At 61.5% G+C, this 18,384-nt stretch carries 15 protein-coding genes and 1 tRNA gene; 6 read left to right on the top strand and 10 right to left on the bottom strand.

From position 1 onward, the window contains the following. Positions 1 to 34 precede the first annotated feature (34 nt). Positions 35 to 1,900, bottom strand: coding sequence for a glutamine--fructose-6-phosphate transaminase (isomerizing) (gene glmS / locus LK434_RS07950; RefSeq protein ID WP_006721973.1), 1,866 nt, complete (start codon positions 1,898 to 1,900; stop codon positions 35 to 37). A 124-nt stretch (positions 1,901 to 2,024) separates the two neighbouring features. On the opposite strand from glmS, the gene LK434_RS07955 reads away from it, so the two are divergent. Together LK434_RS07955 and fucO are read left to right on the top strand one after the other, a co-directional pair. Then, on the top strand, positions 2,025 to 3,245 hold the full coding sequence (locus tag LK434_RS07955) for a LacI family DNA-binding transcriptional regulator (protein ID WP_006721972.1): 1,221 nt from the start codon (positions 2,025 to 2,027) through the stop codon (positions 3,243 to 3,245). A gap of 292 nt (positions 3,246 to 3,537) precedes the next feature. After that, positions 3,538 to 4,698, top strand: a complete 1,161-nt coding sequence (gene fucO, locus LK434_RS07960; protein WP_006721971.1) for a lactaldehyde reductase — start codon at positions 3,538 to 3,540, stop codon at positions 4,696 to 4,698. 126 nt (positions 4,699 to 4,824) lie between these two features. On the opposite strand, the gene LK434_RS07965 is transcribed toward fucO, so the two are convergent. Further along, positions 4,825 to 5,487 (bottom strand): HAD family hydrolase, encoded by a 663-nt coding sequence (locus LK434_RS07965; RefSeq protein ID WP_040361756.1) that lies wholly within the window; start codon positions 5,485 to 5,487, stop codon positions 4,825 to 4,827. Between the two features lie 99 nt (positions 5,488 to 5,586). On the opposite strand from LK434_RS07965, the gene LK434_RS07970 reads away from it, so the two are divergent. The 4 genes from LK434_RS07970 (at position 5,587) to LK434_RS07985 (ending at position 9,944) form a co-directional block, all read left to right on the top strand. Next, positions 5,587 to 6,903 (top strand): ATP-dependent sacrificial sulfur transferase LarE, encoded by a 1,317-nt coding sequence (locus LK434_RS07970; RefSeq protein ID WP_148334672.1) that lies wholly within the window; start codon positions 5,587 to 5,589, stop codon positions 6,901 to 6,903. A gap of 611 nt (positions 6,904 to 7,514) precedes the next feature. Continuing rightward, the gene (locus LK434_RS07975) at positions 7,515 to 8,114 is read left to right on the top strand and encodes an AlbA family DNA-binding domain-containing protein (RefSeq protein ID WP_198002286.1); all 600 of its coding nucleotides are present in this window, start codon (positions 7,515 to 7,517) and stop codon (positions 8,112 to 8,114) included. Between the two features lie 81 nt (positions 8,115 to 8,195). After that, the gene (locus LK434_RS07980) at positions 8,196 to 8,990 is read left to right on the top strand and encodes an ATP-binding protein (RefSeq protein ID WP_006721965.1); all 795 of its coding nucleotides are present in this window, start codon (positions 8,196 to 8,198) and stop codon (positions 8,988 to 8,990) included. A gap of 324 nt (positions 8,991 to 9,314) precedes the next feature. Continuing rightward, entirely contained in the window at positions 9,315 to 9,944 is a 630-nt protein-coding gene (locus tag LK434_RS07985; RefSeq protein WP_040361754.1) for a helix-turn-helix transcriptional regulator, read from the top strand. Positions 9,945 to 10,708: 764 nt separating this feature from the next. Here LK434_RS07985 and tnpA read toward each other — a convergent pair. The 8 genes from tnpA to LK434_RS08025 form a co-directional block, all read right to left on the bottom strand. Next, positions 10,709 to 11,182, bottom strand: a complete 474-nt coding sequence (gene tnpA, locus LK434_RS07990; RefSeq protein WP_227917710.1) for an IS200/IS605 family transposase — start codon at positions 11,180 to 11,182, stop codon at positions 10,709 to 10,711. Between the two features lie 688 nt (positions 11,183 to 11,870). Then, positions 11,871 to 12,470, bottom strand: a complete 600-nt coding sequence (locus LK434_RS07995) for a putative periplasmic lipoprotein (RefSeq protein ID WP_040361751.1) — start codon at positions 12,468 to 12,470, stop codon at positions 11,871 to 11,873. 229 nt (positions 12,471 to 12,699) lie between these two features. Then, positions 12,700 to 12,948 carry a DUF2752 domain-containing protein gene (locus tag LK434_RS08000; protein ID WP_187371230.1) on the bottom strand — a complete coding sequence of 83 codons (249 nt, stop codon included), beginning with the start codon at positions 12,946 to 12,948 and terminating at the stop codon, positions 12,700 to 12,702. 34 nt (positions 12,949 to 12,982) lie between these two features. Next, complete coding sequence (locus tag LK434_RS08005) at positions 12,983 to 13,492, bottom strand: zinc-ribbon domain-containing protein (protein WP_083784249.1); 510 nt, start codon at positions 13,490 to 13,492, stop codon at positions 12,983 to 12,985. 409 nt (positions 13,493 to 13,901) lie between these two features. Further along, a tRNA-Met gene (locus tag LK434_RS08010) sits at positions 13,902 to 13,978 on the bottom strand. A gap of 228 nt (positions 13,979 to 14,206) precedes the next feature. Next, entirely contained in the window at positions 14,207 to 15,466 is a 1,260-nt protein-coding gene (locus LK434_RS08015; protein ID WP_006721958.1) for a site-specific integrase, read from the bottom strand. 12 nt (positions 15,467 to 15,478) lie between these two features. Next, positions 15,479 to 15,778, bottom strand: coding sequence for a helix-turn-helix transcriptional regulator (locus LK434_RS08020; protein ID WP_006721957.1), 300 nt, complete (start codon positions 15,776 to 15,778; stop codon positions 15,479 to 15,481). 798 nt (positions 15,779 to 16,576) lie between these two features. Further along, the gene (locus tag LK434_RS08025) at positions 16,577 to 18,310 is read right to left on the bottom strand and encodes an IS1634 family transposase (protein WP_006721955.1); all 1,734 of its coding nucleotides are present in this window, start codon (positions 18,308 to 18,310) and stop codon (positions 16,577 to 16,579) included. Positions 18,311 to 18,384: the final 74 nt, after the last annotated feature.

The raw sequence follows: 18,384 nt of genomic DNA on the forward strand, positions 1-18,384 counted from the left end.
ACCGCCCCGCTCTTTTTCTCGAGTTCCGAAGGAGCTACTCCACCGTCACGCTCTTGGCAAGGTTACGGGGCTGGTCGACATCGCATCCGCGCAGAATGGCGACCTCGCGCGCCAATAGCTGCAGGGGCACGGTGGCAGTGATGGCACTCAGCGCATCACGCACGGCAGGCACGTAGATAACATGGTCCGCGACCTTACGAATGTCCTCGTCGCCCTCGGTCGCGACCGCGATGATGCGCGCGCCGCGAGCCTCGCACTCCTTGAGGTTGCTCACGGTCTTGTCGTACGTGGGGCTCTTGGTGGCAACAGCGATGACCGGGAAACCGGGGTCGATCAGCGCGATGGGTCCGTGCTTCATCTCGCCCGCTGCATACGCCTCGGCGTGCAGATAGCTGATCTCTTTGAGCTTGAGCGCGCCCTCGTTTGAGATGGCGGCACCCATGCCGCGGCCCACAAAGAGCGCCGAGCGCGCGTCCTTGCACGCCAAGGCGGCCTCGTGAACGGCCTCTTTCTGCGTGTCGAGCACCCACTGAATCTGCTCGGCAGTGTCGCCCAGTTCGTGGAACAGCATACGCACCTGAGCGGTCGTGAGCTTGCCTTTGACCTGGCCAAGCAGCAACGCGAGCAGCGTCAAGCTCACCACCTGGCCAATAAAGCTCTTGGTGGAGGCCACCGCGATCTCCTTGTTCGCCTTGGTGTAGATCACGCCGTCGCTCTCGCGGGCCACCGGGCTGCCCACTACGTTGGTGATGCCGAAGACCTTGGCGCCCTTGATGCGGGCATCGCGGATGGCAGCGAGGGTGTCCGCCGTCTCTCCCGACTGAGACACGGCGACCACCAGCGTCGAGGGCGTGATGATGGGGTTGCGGTACCTAAATTCGCTCGCCGCCTCAACCTCGCAGGGAATGCGCGCCCAGCCCTCGATAAGGTTCTTCGCGATCAGGCCCGCATGATAGCTCGTGCCGCACGCGATTACGTACACGCGATCGATCACGTCGAGCTGCTCGTACGTCAGGCCGAGCTCGTCGATGTCGAGCTCCCCCGTGGGGGCAAGGCGGCCCACCAGCGTGTCGCGCACCACGCGCGGCTGCTCGAAAATCTCCTTGAGCATGAAGTCGGGATAGCCGCCCTTTTCCGCCATATCGATATCCCAATCGATATGCGTGACCTGGGGTCGAATGGAGCGCCCCTGCTCATCGGTGTACTCGATGCCCTGGGGTGTCAGACATGCGAACTGCCCATCCTCCAGCACCACTACGTCGCGCGTCGCATCGATGAGCGCGATCACGTCGGACGCCACGTAGCTGCCGTCCGGTCCGCAGCCCACCACAATCGGGCTGTCCTTGCGCGCCACGGCAATGGTGCCCGGCTCGTCGGCGCACACCACGGCAAGGCCGTATGCGCCAACCACAAAGGTGCACGCCTCGCGCACGGCGGCCATGAGCGCATCGGGCTCCGCGCGGTGGCGATCATATGCCTCCTCGATGAGATGTGCGAACACCTCGGTGTCGGTCTCGCTCTTGAACTGGTGCCCACGGCTCTTGAGCTCATCGCGAAGCTCGGCGAAATTCTCGATGATGCCATTGTGGACCACGGCGATCCTGCCGTCGCAGCTCGTGTGCGGATGGGCGTTCTTCACCGACGGGCGCCCGTGCGTCGCCCAGCGCGTATGGCCAATTCCACAGGTGGCGTTCGAATGATGAGCCTCGAGCTCCTCCTCGAGCCCGGCAACCTTGCCCGTGCTGCGGACTACGTCGAGAACGCAGCCAGGCGTGCTGCCGTCCGCGAGCTCAAGCGCCACGCCGGCCGAGTCATAGCCACGGTACTCCAAGCGCTTGAGCCCGGAAACCAGCACGTTAGTCGCTGAGCCCGACCCCGTGTAGCCAACAATTCCGCACATAGGAAATCCTTTCGGTCGACCGTCGTCCATCCGTCGATTGTCATAGGCAATCGATTGTAAAAATGAATTATTACCATCATGTAACGGTGGTATTTGATTTTTAAGACCATCAGAAGGAGATGCGATGACGCCGGCGACGGGACCGCCGCGATGGAGAACAGCGAGACAGCACCGCGGACTTCACGCGCCGCCCTTTGAAGCGATACAATACTCCCGTATCAGCATCACCATCTCGCGCGCCACCTGCGCGCTTATTGGAGGCCTCGTGGCTCGCCGCACCACCGTGACCATCAACGACGTCGCCAATGAGGCGGGCGTTGCGCTCGGCACCGTGTCGAACGCCTTAAACCATCCGGAAAAAGTTCGCCCCGAGACCCTCAAGCGCATCAACGAGGCCTCCGCGAAGCTCGGCTACGCCCCCAACCAGAGCGCGCGCATGCTTGCGGGCGGGCAAAACCGGTCGTTTGGCCTGGTGCTTCCCAGCCTGGAACACGGCATCTCGCTCCAAATCGCCAACGGCGCCAACGCCGAGGCGCAAAAACACGGGTACGGCCTGCTCATCGCCAATGCGGACAACGACGACATCCTCTCCGCGCGTTACCTCACCTATTTTATGGGCACGCAGATGGCGGGCATTTTGGTGCAGCCCATGAGCGTCTATGGATGGAAGCCCTCTTTGGCGACGCCCTCGGTCCCCACGGTGTATCTCGACTTCCACAGCAGCGAGCCCGGCTATTTTGTCGGCGCTGACAACCGCGCGCAAGGGCGCCTGGTGGCGCAGCACGCCATCGATGCCGGCGCTCGCAGAATCGCGGTGTTTGGAAAGGACGAGTTCGAGAAGCTCGGCATGCGCATCGCGGGCGTGCGGGACATCATGCGCACCACGACGGGCGTGGCGTTCGAGTTCATCGACGAGGGCGCCTGGAATTTGGCGCGCGACGGCTATTCCGTTGGGTATCGCCTGGCCAAGCGCCCCGCCTCCGAGCGGCCCGACTTTATCATCGCGCTTTCGGACGTGCTTGCGACGGGGGCCGTCGCGGGCATCCAGGCAGCCGGCCTCAACGTTCCCGGCGACATTAAAGTCGCTGGTAGCGATGGCAATCCGCTTGCCTGGAGCGGCAACGTGTCCCTCACCACCATCGCGCCCCCCGGCTACGAAATTGGCCGCAAGGGCGTGCAATACCTCATCGCGCAGATCGAGGAGAACCGCCGCGCCGGCAACGCCATGCCCACCGAAAACCACCAGGCGCTGGTCCGCCCCTTCCTGCTCGCCCGCGCGAGCTCGGGCGAGGGCAATGCCACCGAATTTGCCGATCCGGACCTAGATATCAGCGGGTACCTGTAGGGGCGAACAGCTGAGCAGGAGACGCTCGAACCGTCGGTCTGTCGAATACCCCGCGCATCATGTGAGTAAGCACCTCGTGTCCTTGAAGTCGCAATGGGCAACCATTTTGTCCTATCGGACTCGGCGGGTGGATGGTATTTCTCGGTGAACGGTTAATTCAACTTGAAACGTTTCATTTATGTAAAGAGGGGCGCTCTTCGGCGTATTATGTGACCATCTTCGTGGCGGCCGCTCGACCCCTGCACGGACATGCGGCGACGCCACAAACCTGGTCATCGAGAAAGGACCCATCATGGCTAATCGCATCGTCCTCAACACCATCTCCTACCACGGGGCCGGCGCCATCGCCGAGATTCCGGGCGAGCTCCAGCGCCGCGGCTACAAGAAGGTATTCATCTGCACCGACCCCGACCTGGTGAAGTTCGGCGTCGCCGCCAAGGTCACCGACCTGCTCGACGAGGCCGGCATCGCCTACAGCGTCTACTCCGACATCAAGCCCAACCCCACCATCAAAAACGTCACCGACGGCGTGGAGGCCTTTAAGGCGGCCGAGGCGGACTCCATCGTGACCATCGGCGGCGGCTCCGCCATGGACACCGCCAAGGCCATCGGCGTCATCATCACCAACCCCGAGTTCGCCGACGTCCGCTCGCTCGAGGGCGTCGCCCCCACCAAGAACCACGCCGTGTTCACCATCGCCGTGCCCACCACCGCCGGCACCGCGGCCGAGGTCACCATCAACTACGTCATCACTGACGTGGAGAAGGTCCGCAAGTTCGTCTGCGTCGATACCAACGACGCCCCCGAGGTCGCCGTGGTCGATCCCGAGATGATGGCCACCATGCCCGCCGGCCTCACCGCCTCCACCGGCATGGATGCGCTCACCCACGCCATTGAGGGCTACACCACCAAGGGCGCCTGGGAGATGTCCGACATGTTCCACCTCAAGGCGATCGAGCTCATCTCCAAGAACCTGCGCGACGCCGTCGCCGAGGCCAAGAGCGGCGTCCCCGGCTCCGGCCGCGAGGGCATGGCGCTCGCCCAGTACATCGCCGGCATGGGATTCTCCAACGTCGGCCTGGGCGTCGACCACTCCATGGCCCACACGCTCTCCGCGCACTTCGACACCCCGCACGGCGTGGCCTGCGCCATGCTGCTGCCCATCGCGATGGAGTTCAACAAGCCCGTCGTGACTGAGCGCCTGGCCAAGGTCGCCGAGGCCATGGGCGTCGACACCACCGGCATGAGCACCGAGGAGGCCGCCGACGCCGCCATCGCCGCCGTCAAGCAGCTCTCCGTGGACGTGAACATCCCCACCGTGTGCGAGGCCATCACCGAGGACGAGCTCGACACGCTCACCAAGGACGCCATGGCCGACGCTTGCTTCCCGGGCAACCCCCGCGAGGCAACCTACGATGACGTCATGGGCATGTTCCGCCAGATCATGAAGTAGCGTTTGATTGAGTTTCCGAGCCTGCTCGGCAGTGCGCCCGCCCCGTTTCGATGGGGCGGGCGCGTTTGCAAAAAGAGCCTCGCTCGGCAGCAGGGGCGTCTTCCCGCCAGAATCGGCGTTTTCCTCCTATGCGTTGCGAGCCGCAATGGCGGCGGGCAGCTCGCGCAGGCTCGGCAGGACCGCCGCGCACATATCCGCAATCTCCTCGGTGGGCGACACCATGTCGGGGATCATAAACACCTGAGCGCCGGCGGCATGACCTGCGCGAACGCCGTTATGGGAGTCCTCGATCACCGCGCAGTGCGCAGGGTCCACGCCCATGCGCTCGGCGGCCTTGAGGAAGATATCCGGCGCGGGCTTGCCATTCTCGACATCATCTCCGCAGGTGATGGTTGCAAAGGCATCACCCAGGCCAAAACGCTCCAGACGCATCAACGCCTTTTCCCGATACGTCGACGTGGCCAGCGCAAGCGGAAAGCCCGCCGCTTGGAGCTGGTCGAGCGCCTCGCGCGCACCCGGCATCAACGTGAGGTCGGTCTGCGAGAGCTCGTCAAAATGCACGTTGTGCAGGCGAATGGCCTCGTTTGCGGCATCGACGCTGCCGCCCAGGCGCTCCGCTAAAAGCGCACGGACCGACACGACGTTGCGCCCGATAAACGAGCACGTGAACTCGCCGGGCAGCTCGACGCCAAGGTCGACAGCGGCGCCTTGCCACGCCTTTTGGCTCACGCTCTCAGAATCGACGAGCGTTCCGTCCATATCGAAAATGACCGTCTGAATATGCCGCATGGCCTTGCCCCTTTCCAATTGGCACCACGTGTCCGCGACCAATACGGTATTTTACTCAGCCCGGGCGCGGGGCGCCCTTCGATGGGTATCATTGCCCACATGGAAACTTGCATTGACATATCAGCCAAGACGCACGGCGGCGGTGAGCCGGGCGAGGGCAGCGGACTTTCTGCCGTACCCGCACGCTCTGCTGAAAGCGCGGTTTCCGATAGCGCCGCAAATCGCGATGCATGCGCTACCTCCGTCGCCCCCACCGATCGCGATGCGTTCGAGCCCATCGACGCGTGCGCGGCCACCGATGCCTCATTTCGTTCCACCGCGTTCGAACCCTTTGCCACGCCCGCACAAACCGCCATCCCTGTACCCCGCGGGCTGCAACGTAAGCTGGACAGCCTGGTGAACCTCCTCCTTTCCTACGAGAGCATGGCAATCGGGTTTTCTGGAGGCGTCGACAGCACATTTTTGGCTGCCGTGTGCGCGTGCTTTGTGCCCGCCTGCCGCGTCGCACTCATCCACTTGGATACGCCGCTGATCGGCACCCCGGAACACGCGTCCTTTGAGCGTGAGCGCGAGCGCTTTGCCCGTATGGGCCTACAGATCATTTGCCTCACCGAAAACCCCCTTGAGCACGCCTCCGTTACCGCCAACCCCGCAGACCGTTGCTACCACTGCAAACGGGCGGCATTTTCAAGCGTTGTTACCGAGGCGCGGCGGCGCGGGTTTGCCACGGTGCTCGAGGGCAGCAATGCCGATGACGCCGGCGACTACCGCCCTGGCATGCGCGCCATGCGCGAGCTGGGCGTCCAGTCGCCCCTCATGGAAACCGGCTGGCACAAGTCGGAAGAACGCGAGGTGCTCAAGCTGTGGGGCCACGAGGTGTGGAGCCTGCCCGCCGGCGCATGCCTGGCCACGCGCATCCCCTGCGGCGAGATGCTCACCCAGAAGAAACTAAAGGTTGTACGCGCATGCGAGGATTATCTGCACGAGTTGGGCATTGCGCAGGTCCGCGTGCGGCTAGACAACGGAACCGCGCGGGTAAGCACCGACAGCGCGGGGCTCAATGTGCTCCAACGCCTTTCGATCGAGAAAGCAGACGTAGAGGGCGCAACTAGAAGAGTTGCCGCAGGCAAAGGGAGCGATGCTGAAGTGCGCGTGGGCACGGACGTCAAGCGCTCCGACGATGAGCGCGACGACACGGCCAACGAACGCGCCGACAGTGAACGCGACGGCGCAACCGGCAGCGAGCCCACGAGCTCGAGCATCGCTGCGTGCAGCAACGGCGTTTTGCACGCGGGCAATCCGTGCACGCCACTCCCCCGCCAGGTAATGGACGCTCTAATCGCCAACGGCGCAACCGCCGTCGACCCCACAGCACGCCTGTATCTCCATGGCGAAATGAGCGTCGTCCTGCCCTAGCGAGGGCTAAGCGCAGTCAATTGCGCCGTCATCGAACAAATCGCCTGCCGAATTAATGCGAAAGGATACTCCGGCAGCATGCGAGAGGCAGATGAGCAAATATGCCCAAGCGCCCATGCTCGCAACGCACGACAATGCCCAGCCAGCACGCATATAAAAAAGCTCAGAAGCCTTTCGGCTCTCGAGCTGTAAGCTCTTGGTTGCGGAGCAGGATTTGAGTTTACGACCTCCGAACCTGTAAGCCCGTCCGTGAAGCTATTTATCGGCCGAGATCCTGCTGCCTCCCATTTCTTGGACTTGAAAGTAAAGTCCGAGCCGATAAGGTTCATCGTCGTCGGGCCGGACCCGGGTGCACACCCTGACCGGGCGCCAAACTCGTCGAGCGTGAGGTCGTGCGCGGCGGCACCGCCTGGGTCGAGGGGCGGTGGATCACGGTCTCCTCGGCCGCTAAGCTCCTGGAGATCCAGTACGGGACAGGTGCGCCCACCACCATCGAGGAGAGCCGGATCACCGTCATGGCGAGGGGCATTTAACCGCTTTACGGAACAACTAGGGTTCGGGTGCCGTGCTAACCGGGTGATAAAATGGGGCAACCGATCGAGAGGATGAAGATGGCCAACCGACCAGACGAATACTACCGCAGCCTCGTGGCCGAGCTTTCCAAGCTGACCGACGAGACCGAATGGGTCGAATTCAAGGTCGGCAACGATCAACCCGAGCGCATCGCCAAGTACATCTCGGCGCTCAGCAATTCCGCCGCGCTCTGCGGCAAGCCCACAGCCTATCTCTTCTGGGGCATAGACGACTCCACCCACGAAATAGTTGGCGCGCCCTTCTCCTACCGCAGCCTCCGCAAGGGTAACGAGGAGCTGGAGGCGTGGTTGGCGCGAATGGTGAACCCCAAACTCAATCTCTCCTTCCACGATGTCGATATGGGAGACGGAACCAACGTGGTCATCCTCGAGGTCCCGGCGGCAACCCACGAGCCGACGAGGTACGGACCCTCCGCCTATGTGAGAGTCGGCAGCAACGTTAAATCGCTCGCGAATTTCAAGGATCGAGAGGCTCAGCTCTGGCGCACGTTCGACTCGACTCCCACCGAGCTTAGGACCGTCGCTGACGGGCTAAGCGAGGAGGAGCTGTTCGGACTCCTCGATTATCCCGGTTACTACCGCTCGCTCGGGTTGCCCATACCGGCCCACCGCAACTAGGCGCTCGCCGACCTCGCGAAAGAGAAGTTCATCGCGCCCGAGGACGCCGGCACTTGGAGCGTTACAGCGCTGGGCGCGCTCATGATCGCCTATGACCTCGGCGCGTTCGACGGCCTCGCCCGCAGAGTGATTCGCGTCGTGAAGTACAAGGGAGACATGCGGCTGGAAGACGGGGGCGATAGGGAGGAAAGCTTTCCCGCAGGCTATGCGATTTCCTATGAGGAGATTGCACGATATATCATGGCCATCACCCCGAGCCAAGAGGTCTTGGACAGCTCCATACGGCGTCAGCACACTGCATTCCCCGAGATAGCCGTGCGTGAGCTCCTCGCAAATATGATGGTCCATCAGTCCCTCGATCAGCGCGGAACGAACCCGATGGTGGAAGTGTTCTCGAACCGTATCGAGTTCTCGAATCCGGGCGCTCCTCTTGTCCCAATCGAACGGCTAATCGACACAGTGCCTCTCTCGCGCAACGAGAACATGGCTGGATTCATGCGCAAATGCGGCGTCTGCGAGGAACGCGGCAGCGGCTATGACAAGATCGTCATGGCAACCTGCGAGAACGAGCTCATCGCCCCGATCGTCCAAAACCAGATGGATCTGTTCACTAAGGCGGTCCTCTTCGCCAAGATGCCCTTCGACCTCACGAGCAAGGAGGACCGGGTCCGGACCTGCTACATGCAGGCCTGCCTTGCCTACGTCAACTTCGGCTCAATCACCAACACCGACGTGCGGCGCGTGTTCGGCCTCGAGGCGTCGAAGAGCTCCCAGGCGAGCAAGATTATTCGAGACGCCGTGGCCGCAGGCTTAGTCAAGCCTGTCGACCCCAGCACGGCACCGCGCCACATGCGCTACGTCCCATACTGGGCCTAAGGGGCAGCCTAACTTTCCGTAACTTTCCAAAAGAGGGGAATTATCCCTCTTTTTTTGATGGGCGGGGCTTCGAGCTGCGAATACGCATCTCCTCAAGTCGCCCCTAACTTTCCTTAACTTCCCACCAATCCCATTCCCACGTGTTGCCCCCCGCTGCGCAGTGCTTCGGAACTCCGCAGGTAGAAGCCACGTAAAGAACTCTTGACGCGCGTTTCTCATCCCGTAGCGCCCTATGTCGGGACCCTTTGATGGTACGATTTCGCGGGACGTGTCATGGTCTGGCCCGTAAGAGGCCGCGCCGAGAAGGACGGAGGGAGAGTGGGCATGAAAATCGGCGGGAGGATACGCGAGCTGCGCGCGATTCACGGGATGTCCCAGGACGACCTCGCGGCGCGCGTGTACGTGAGCCGCCAGACGATATCGTCCTGGGAGAACGGCAAGACCTACCCCGACGTCCAGAGTCTGCTTCTGCTCTCCGAGATATTCGGTGCGTCCGTGGATTCTCTCATCAAAGGAGACGTGAACGCAATGAACGAGACCATCGACCGTGACGCCAAGACCATGAAGCGCCTGACCTACGCGATGTTCGCCTTCCTGCTGCTCATGATAGCCGCGCTGGCATGGGCCGTCGTGCAGCTCGTCGCTTGGGATTGGCCGCTTCCACAAACGGCGCCCTCCTTCATCCTCGCCTTCGTGCTGTGGGGCATCGCCATGTTCGCCGCCTGCTGGATCGAGTGCATCAAGCGCGACCACAACCTCGTGACGTATCTCGAAGTGCTGGATTTCTTGAACGGCGTCGAGCCAAACCGCGACACCGAGCGCGGTCGCCACGAACGGTCGATTCCGAGTTGGATGCGCGTCGTGCGCGCCGTCGGCATTGGGGTTCTCGCCGCCGCGGTCGGCTACCTGTGCGGCCACTACGGCGCCCAGCTCTTGCAGGGGCTCCTCGGCTGAGGACAGCCCCTCAAGGATGCGCGATGCTGGGCGAAGTTCAAACGACTCCCTCCGCCTTGCCAGCGCATTTGAGCATACAATACGGCGTTCCACAAAAAGGACCGCACGGTCTACGAGCGCAACCTCGCTAACCTCATAGCCCATACCAAGAAGGGCGAGCTCTATGGCGAATGGAACGACTATGGCAGATTGTTCGACTATTAGTTTGACAAAGCGGTTGGTTTTGGATGCAGGGAGGGCTTGATTTGAACCAATACCCTCCGGTGCATGAGCCCGTTTACAATGGCGTTCATCAGCAACCGCTCCTCGCACTCCCTTGTTTCCGCAGGTACATTTGGCCTGATCTCACCCAATTCTTCCTTGTAAATTCTTCGCGGCGATGATTCGAGGCGGATTCTTCGCGAAGAATCCGCCTCCAGTGTCGCTGCGAAATAGGTGCGAAATTACTGCGAAATAGGTGCGAACTCCATCTTAAAGAGTAGTACTGTCCCGGGTCGTTAACGGCCGAACCATGCCACTCAAGCGGACCAACAGGGCCCGAAATCCCCTTAAGAACATTGCCGGCGGTGCGACGCGTGCGCCCAATGTGGTCGGCAAGCTCTCTAGCAGTCACAAATGCCTTGAGTAATCAGAACCACCCCTAAAAGGGGTGTTTGCTCTTAGGGTGTAACCCTCGGGTCGCTGGCCCGCGCCTAAAGACGCCGGCCTTCACGGTGTTCAGGCCGCATTGCGTTTTGACCCGTGGCGGGCCGGTCGAACCGGCGTCAGCGCTTCGGCCGGCTCCCGCGCGAGAACGGGTCCTCGTACTCCTTCACGCTCAGCCGGTCCAGCGCGATGTCCGCCTTCTCCTGCTCCCGTATGTACTTGGCTATCGTCGCCTCGTTCAGGCCGACGGTCGACACGTAGTAGCCGGCCGACCAGAACTTCCGGTTGCCGAACTTGTACTTCATGTTCGCGTGCCGGTCGAAGATCATCAGCGAGCTCTTGCCCTTCAGGTAGCCCATCACGCTCGCCACGCTGTACTTCGGCGGTATCGCGAGCAGCATGTGGACGTGGTCGGGCATGAGGTGCCCCTCGGTTATCTCTATCCCCTTGTACCGGCAGAGCTTCCTGAAGATCTCCCCGAGGTCGGACCTGATTTGGTTGTAGATCACTTTCCTTCTATACTTCGGCGTGAACACGATGTGGTACTTGCACATCCACTTCGTGTGCGACAGGCTGTAGGCCTTCTCGGCCATACGCCCCGCCACCCTTCCATCTCGGAATCCCTGCGGCCTGAACAATCGCAAGTGTCCGGTGGGAGGGTGGTTTTGTAAAGCCGGTTAACTCCACCCGCCTAGCAGGTGGGTTTAGATGCGGCGCTGCGCGCCGCACAGGCTAAAGCCTTACGAAAAACTCGGGAGCCATTCGGCTCCCGAGCTGCAAGTTCTTGGTCGCGGGGGTAGGATTTGGACCTACGACCTCCGGGTTATGAGCCCGTTTACAATGCCGTTCATCAGCGACAGCTCTTCGCATCCCCTTGTTTCCGCAGGTATATTTGACATGATTCCACTCAATTCTTTCCTCGCAAGTTCTTCGCGGAGATGATTCGAGGCTGATTCCACGCGGATTCTTCGCGAGGAATCAGCCTCAGGCTCTACTGCGACAAAGGTGCGACACTACTGCAAAATGGGCGCAAAATAGGTGCGAACTCTATCGCAGAGAGCAGTACTGCCCCGGATCGTTGACGACAGAGCCGTGCCACTCGAGCGGATCGGAAGGACCCGAAATCCCCTTGAGAACGTTCCCGGCCGTGCGGCGCGTGCGCTCAACCTCAATTTAGGGACTGTCCCTAAATTGAGGTTGAGTCCGTGGCCAAAAACACGGAGGCGCCAGGGAACCCCCGACGACCCCGCAGGAACAGATTGTGCAAACTGCCTGGTAGGCCTACTCGGCAGCTACCTTGTACACGAACGGAGACGCCTCCCCCTCGGAGTTCGGCAGATTGACGACGACCTCATATTCGCCGCCCAAATCCTCGATATCAACTGGGATGTCCACGTAGCACAGGTACGACGAGCTCTCACCAACCTCCATCAAGTCGTTCACCGTATCCATGCTGACCCATCCGCCCTTCACGCTCTTAGCACCGAGCTTAAAGGTGTCTAAGTCGGCGGAAAACTCTTCGCCGTTGCACTTGATCGTGAACAGGTCATCCCCAACCTCAACATAATACCTATCGAGATTGCCGGCGGTGAACGTCAGGTGGATCAGGGTATGACCCTTCGCAGCAACATAGGGATTTTTCTTGTCCTCCTCGGGGTCATATTCCCGCGGCATAAAGTACCCCTCTACCGCAAGCCCATCGGAACCGGGGCCAAAGGTTGCCGCGCCGCTATTCTCCACCGCGATGGTGGGTTGCACGGCGTCGAGCGTGAAGCTCATGACATCACTCTCGACCGTATCGCCAATGGCGTACGTTGGCTCCTGCTGCGAGGAGCAACCCGCAAGGAACAGTGTCCCCAGCAGAAACATCGAAAGAATCAATGAGAGGATCTTTTTTTCATGAGTCGTTTCTCCTTCTTGCAATCGACCTCTGCTGCGGTCTCTCTTGGGTGAGAGATGCCACCGCAGCCATCAACAAGACAACTTGATTATCGCAGAATACGACCCTCGATTTATTGCGCAACAAATCGAGCCGAGCCAGCTCGGCATACGTTTGAGCGCCATCTGCCAAACGCCTGCAGGCAAACCGAGAACGCGTGGCCAACAACCCCTACAGCCCCCGACCGCGCCGAAGCCTGAAGCAGGTGATCACAACGTCGACCACGGCAGCCAGCGCAGCACATCCGAGCAGCACCGACATGGGATTTGCCTCCAGCGCCGCACCGAGATCGCCCCTCAAAAACGCCAGCGGACCCGTTCTCATGCCGCAAGCAAGGCATCGCGCCCCGGCGTCACACACGAAATGCGCGAGGGGCGTGAAGCAGTACCCGCCAACGATGCCGGCGATTCCATATGCCACCAAACGGGCTTCGAAGAAATCTCCGTCGACCTGGCTATTCATCGATTTTCAGGGAGGCGTTCATCATCTTCGCCGCGCCGACCAACTGGAGAATGGGCTCCCAAAGGAACAGAGGGCCAAGGCACAGCGCCATGACGTTCATGTACAGGACCATGCCGACCGTCCCAATGAACGCGAAGACCAGCGCGACGGCGGAAATGCCGAGGAGCACCTTTCTGCCGGCGCTTTTCGCCGTGGTGAGACCGGCTGCGAACACCGCCGTGTTGGCGAAAATGCAGATTCCCGCTTCCAGCTCCCACACGGGAACCTCGCGCCCACTCGACTCAACGCCGGCATTCATGGCGTTCATGTAACCGATCCCCAGTATCACGATGAACGCGATGCTTCCGATGAGACCCATGATGGCGCCGGAGCGATACGGGTTCCTCACGGCAGCGGGCGCCGCATCCGAACTCGGCGACTTGAGCGGATATGAGCAGTTTGGACAAACATCCGCCTTATCCGACACCTCATGATTGCACTCGGGACACGTGATCAAAGCCATGAAGACCCCCCCCCCCGTTTTTGAGCCGCGTCGGGCAAGCCGACCGACTGCCTATTGATACGCTGCCAATTCTATATCATCCTGCTCCGCAAATGTCAGGAGCAGCCCTAGACTCTTCACGGCAAAGTTAACCCCCCCCCTCGAAACGGCAAAATCCCACCAACGTGCACCGTTGAGCGGGATTTGAACCATCGACCCGCGAGCCGAAAGGACGACGAAACGTCATCGAGACTTCGAATGCGACAGTGTCGTTTTCCTGCCGCGACAGCGTCGTCTTGCCGTCGCGACATTGTCGCTTGCGCGAGCATGTCGCATCGTGTCCATTCGCGAACACAGTCGGAAAGCAGTCGGCTCATAGTCGAAAAGCAATAAAAAAGCTCGCCGGCATAGCCGACGAGCTGCAAGTTCTTGGTCGCGGGGGCAGGATTTGAACCTACGACCTCCGGGTTATGAGCCCGGCGAGCTACCAGACTGCTCCACCCCGCAATGTCTGGACGCACCGTGTGCGCAAGGAGTTATATTACGCAGGAGCCCGCCTTCCTGCAAGAGTATGCCCATGCTTCTCCACAATTCCAACACGCAACCCATACCGCCGGGCTCATAACCCGGAGGTCGTAGGTTCAAATCCTGCCCCCGCGACCAAAAGCCCAGCTCGGAGGCCTTTTCCTCCGAGCTTTTTTCTTTAGAAAACACCAAAATGGTCTTTGAAATGGTCTAACTCGCCGGACGCCCCGACGGCGCCTGCGCGGGCTCGGGGCGCACCATCCCCGCGAGCACGGACAGGTCGATGTCCGCCGTGTAATACTGTCTGTTGACCTCGACCGAGTGGCCGAAGTACGCCGAGCGCACCTCGGCCGGCACCCCGCGGTCGCGCCACTCGCTGTTGAGCGTGGCCCTCCATACATGGGACGCCACGTTGCGGAGCAGCGGGATCCCGAGGTCGTCCGCCAGCTCGTCGTACAGGGCGCGCACCGCCTTCTGCGCGTTCGAGCTGTCCCACATCGCGCCGGGGGCAGCGGGGGCGCCGAACACGTAGGGGTCGCCGTCGGCGGGGAGCCTGCGGACGCGCTCCCTGATGCGCTCGGCGACGCGCTCGTCGTCCACGAAGCACATGCGCCCCCGGCGCGTCTTCGAGGCCTCGTCGGTGATCTCGAGCAGGAGCATCCCGTTTGCCTCCGCGACGCACGAGCGCGTCAGCCTCCTGATCTCGACGATGCGGAGTCCGCATGTCGCCTGGGTGAGGGTCGCGTCGATGACCAGGAGGCGCTTCGCCGTCCGCTCTTCGGCGGTGTAGCGCCCGCGGGCGCCCCTGGGCATCGTCGGGTCGATCGAAAGCAGATGGTCGACGACCCTGAGCCGCTGGTCGCGGGTGAGCGCCTGGCCGCCCTTGGGCTTGCTGCCCTTTCGCTGGTCCCCCGTGTAGTCGGGATTGAGCCCGATGGCCTCGTTGACGGAGATGACATGGTCGGACTTCAGCTCGGCGACGACGTACTTTCTGACGACCTTCTGAACCTGCTTCGCCGTCGCGGTGCCGTGCCCGCGCTCTATGCTGAGGAGGGCCTCCTCGAGGGCGTCGGAGGTGGCGGCGTCGGCGATCGGGTAGCGCCGCGCCGCCTCGGCGTACAGCCGCAGGAGCTCGACGTACTTCTTCCTGGTCCGTGGCCTGAGCTTCGAGTCGGGCTTCGCCTCGATGGCGGGGATTGTCTCCTTCAGGACGTAGTCCCGCATGCCGTCGCTGCTTCGCCACAGGCTCGTGCGCGGCCGGCCGTGCGTTGCCAGGAACTCCTCGGTCTTCGCATGGGCCCGCCGCCTGAGCTCCGCCTGCGAGCAGTTGCCTTGAACCGTGAGTTTGGCGGGCCTCTCGCCGTTGAGCGGCCGGACCCGCCATTGAAGGACGTAGCCGCCCTGCGGCCTTTGCCGGCACGAGCACGAGTCGATCGTGCTCTGCCCCGGCTCGAGCGCCATGCTTCTCATCGGGAACCCCTCCTAGCGACGCGGATGCGACGGGGCTCCCGTGCGGCGGCCGGACCGGGCGCCGCGTGATGTGGCCGCCAGACCGGTCGCGCAGTTGACGGTGCGGGAGTCGATCCACGAGATGACGTCCTCGCGGCGGTACCCCACGGGGGAGCGCTTCGCGCCGAGGCGCACGTAGTCGGGCCCCTTGCCCGCCGCGCGCCAGTTCGCGAGCGTGCTCGCGGAGATCCCCAGCATCGCGGCCGCCTCCGCCGAGCTGAGCAGGCGGCAAGGGTCGTCCTGATTCGAGATGGCGTTATCGTGCGTTTTCATTCCTGGCCTCCCCGGCAGCGCGTTCGTGCGCCGGGCAGCGGTTCCATGCGGGCGCCATCCGGGCGCCCCCGCCCCCGGCCGGGGAGGTTGTCGAGAAGCCTTGCTGCCCCCACCGGGCGTCGCTTCCGACGTGGCTCCGACCTCTTTTCTAGAACCCCGGCCGAGCCCGCGATTCTGTCTCACGCGCGAACAGGGCTGGCGCCGATACAATGCGTCAAGGGAGGCCGTAACCTCGGGGTACAGTTGCGCCGGCCCCTGAGCGGGGCTGCGGCTGACCGGTGTGCTTGGAAGGGCCCCGCCGGTCCACGGCAAAACGGAATACCCTCAGCGGGCTTCAAAGTCAAACCGCGGGAGGCTTAGGGGGCCTGTCGTTTTTTCGTTTCGGAAGGCTTCCGGCGGGGCAGGATGAGGCGCATCGGCCCCGTTCGGCCGCCCGTCCACGGCGGGCCTACCGGAGGGCGATTTTTCGCCATCGCCCGACAGGCGCTCATAAAACATTCACAACTTCGAATATCAGCTGCTAGAAGTCGGTGCGCGCGACGGGCCCGAGGCGGATGGGAGGCGACGGAGATGGACATCGAGGAGAGCAAGGGCTTCGGCTCGCGTCGGCGGACGCGGAGGAGCGGAGGTCGCGCCTCCGAGTTCCCCGGCTGCCCCGCTGCGTTTCAAAACACCGCCCGCCACATCGGGCTTAATTGTCGCAAGGTGCCTGTCGCCACAGCGTTCGAGGCATTCTGCGAGCGGGCGGCCCAGGGCTTGTCATGCCGGCCATCGGAAGCACCTCGTCGCGATAGCCCTTTAAGGTGTATCGCTCATCGGCTCTTTCGTCTCAGACATCGCGTTTATCATTTGCGACCTTGTCATAATCTTGTGGGACAAATCGATTCCAACAGCGGCGCATAACGCATCGGTAAGTTCTGTTCGATAATCGAAAAGCCAGGCGTCGCCGCTAAGATGGTGCCCAACCATGCGGGCAAGATCCTCCGCGATTGCCCGGGCACCAGTCTTTGAGCCAGTCATCGAAGCGACGTCCTTCTGCATGAGCCTCATGATCAGGAACGCCACATAGCACACAAGAAAATGAGCTCGTATGTAATCCTCACGTGAGACGTAGGAAGGTCGTGTGCGCGCATCATCGTTGAGCACGCGGAACGAATCCTTGATGTGCGCAAGGTCGAAATATATCTCAACCGTGTCGCGATCATCGTAATAGGTGTTATTCGTTATGATGCAGCCATAACCGTCAAAAGCCTCATCCATAGCGATTCTGGTCTCGTCGAGAACCCATTTGTGGAACGAGGCCTCATCAGCTCCATAACAAGCAACGGGGGCTCCGTCGGCGAAATAACAGGCCTCTTCCTGCCCGGCAGAGATCAGGTGACCATGTTCCATCGCGGAACGGGACATCTCTAAGGCTTTTGCCCGTTCGTACCGACCCGCCTCGAAACGATCCCTTGACCAGAAGGCGACCTCCTTAACCTTTTCGTACGTATACCTGCTCTTAACCCGGTGCAGGCGAACCGCCGTATCGGAGATGCGGCTCTTTATTCTGAAGTCTCCAGAGGCATCCGATACGTAATCATCGTCAGAGAGTACCCACTTTTTCTCGTTCTTCCTTGCATGCCGCATAGACATGGGCAGCACGAAGCGATACAGGCTTCTCGCACAGTCGGCGGCGCAATTCAGGGCATCACGCTCCCTATCGGCCACAATCACGATTTCAAAAGGCTGCTTTCCCTTGAGATCTGTTTCATCCATAAAGGACAGCATCTTGAGGACCTGCATGCGGTTCCCTGGGAACAGCTCGTAGTCCAAAGGAATGCCGTCGGCGTCCAACAACAGGCCCATCTGGACAAACGGGTCCGCGCGACGCTGCGCGGGCACGTCCCTCGTTTGAAAACCGTTCCCGACCTCAAAGTAGTAGTCAGTGATCTTATAGAACAGCTGACCACGATTGCGGGGACCGCGCGCCCGATCGAGGGAGGCGTTAATGTGCCTGATGAGATCGCGAGAGCACGCGGCGAGGTGCGCAAGTGATCGGTAAATGTCGTCAAGCGAAAACCCGCAGTCTCGAGGGAAAAGCCCGCGCCTCTCCCAGGCCTCGCGTTTCGAGGAGGGATGGGCGATGCGATCCCATACAAGAAACTCCAAGATGCCACACAAGTCAAGTGAGGTGTCGTGCGGGGCATGGTCACTTTCGAAGAAATCCCGCAACCCCAAAACGCGGCAATAATATGCGGACGGCACCGCCGCTCCCATTTCGACACACGGGTTTTCATCGTTCATGTCGATCCTTTGCGCATCCTCGAGATTCGCCCCAATGGGAGCGATTCCTGCGCGCATCCGCTCGTTCTCGGCCTTTACTTCGGCCTCGAAATGCGCAATCGGGTCGTCGTATTGTTTCTCAAGCACATCAAGATATCCGAGCGAGCGGATATATCTGGACCGCGGCTTGCCGTCCTCATCGCGATAGCTTTGCACGAGCGACAGATAAACCCTGCCGTTCTTCATCCTCTGCTTCCTGATATGCATGATGCCCCCATATCCAAAGCTATCGCCATCAACTGCTATCTACATTAACCTACAAACATCATGCTATTGGAAGG

It is taken from the genome of Collinsella stercoris DSM 13279, from assembly GCF_020735465.1.
Taxonomy (GTDB): Bacteria; Actinomycetota; Coriobacteriia; order Coriobacteriales; family Coriobacteriaceae; genus Collinsella; species Collinsella stercoris.

Excerpts from the sequence above, each read along its gene's own strand:
- glmS (WP_006721973.1), bottom strand. The coding sequence starts at position 1,900 with ATGTGCGGAATTGTTGGCTACACGGGGTCGGGCTCAGCGACTAACGTG.
- LK434_RS07955 (WP_006721972.1), top strand. The coding sequence starts at position 2,025 with ATGACGCCGGCGACGGGACCGCCGCGATGGAGAACAGCGAGACAGCAC.
- fucO (WP_006721971.1), top strand. The coding sequence starts at position 3,538 with ATGGCTAATCGCATCGTCCTCAACACCATCTCCTACCACGGGGCCGGC.
- LK434_RS07965 (WP_040361756.1), bottom strand. The coding sequence starts at position 5,487 with ATGCGGCATATTCAGACGGTCATTTTCGATATGGACGGAACGCTCGTC.
- LK434_RS07970 (WP_148334672.1), top strand. The coding sequence starts at position 5,587 with ATGGAAACTTGCATTGACATATCAGCCAAGACGCACGGCGGCGGTGAG.
- LK434_RS07975 (WP_198002286.1), top strand. The coding sequence starts at position 7,515 with ATGGCCAACCGACCAGACGAATACTACCGCAGCCTCGTGGCCGAGCTT.
- LK434_RS07980 (WP_006721965.1), top strand. The coding sequence starts at position 8,196 with ATGATCGCCTATGACCTCGGCGCGTTCGACGGCCTCGCCCGCAGAGTG.
- LK434_RS07985 (WP_040361754.1), top strand. The coding sequence starts at position 9,315 with ATGAAAATCGGCGGGAGGATACGCGAGCTGCGCGCGATTCACGGGATG.
- tnpA (WP_227917710.1), bottom strand. The coding sequence starts at position 11,182 with ATGGCCGAGAAGGCCTACAGCCTGTCGCACACGAAGTGGATGTGCAAG.
- LK434_RS08005 (WP_083784249.1), bottom strand. The coding sequence starts at position 13,492 with ATGGCTTTGATCACGTGTCCCGAGTGCAATCATGAGGTGTCGGATAAG.
- LK434_RS08015 (WP_006721958.1), bottom strand. The coding sequence starts at position 15,466 with ATGAGAAGCATGGCGCTCGAGCCGGGGCAGAGCACGATCGACTCGTGC.
- LK434_RS08020 (WP_006721957.1), bottom strand. The coding sequence starts at position 15,778 with ATGAAAACGCACGATAACGCCATCTCGAATCAGGACGACCCTTGCCGC.
- LK434_RS08025 (WP_006721955.1), bottom strand. The coding sequence starts at position 18,310 with ATGCATATCAGGAAGCAGAGGATGAAGAACGGCAGGGTTTATCTGTCG.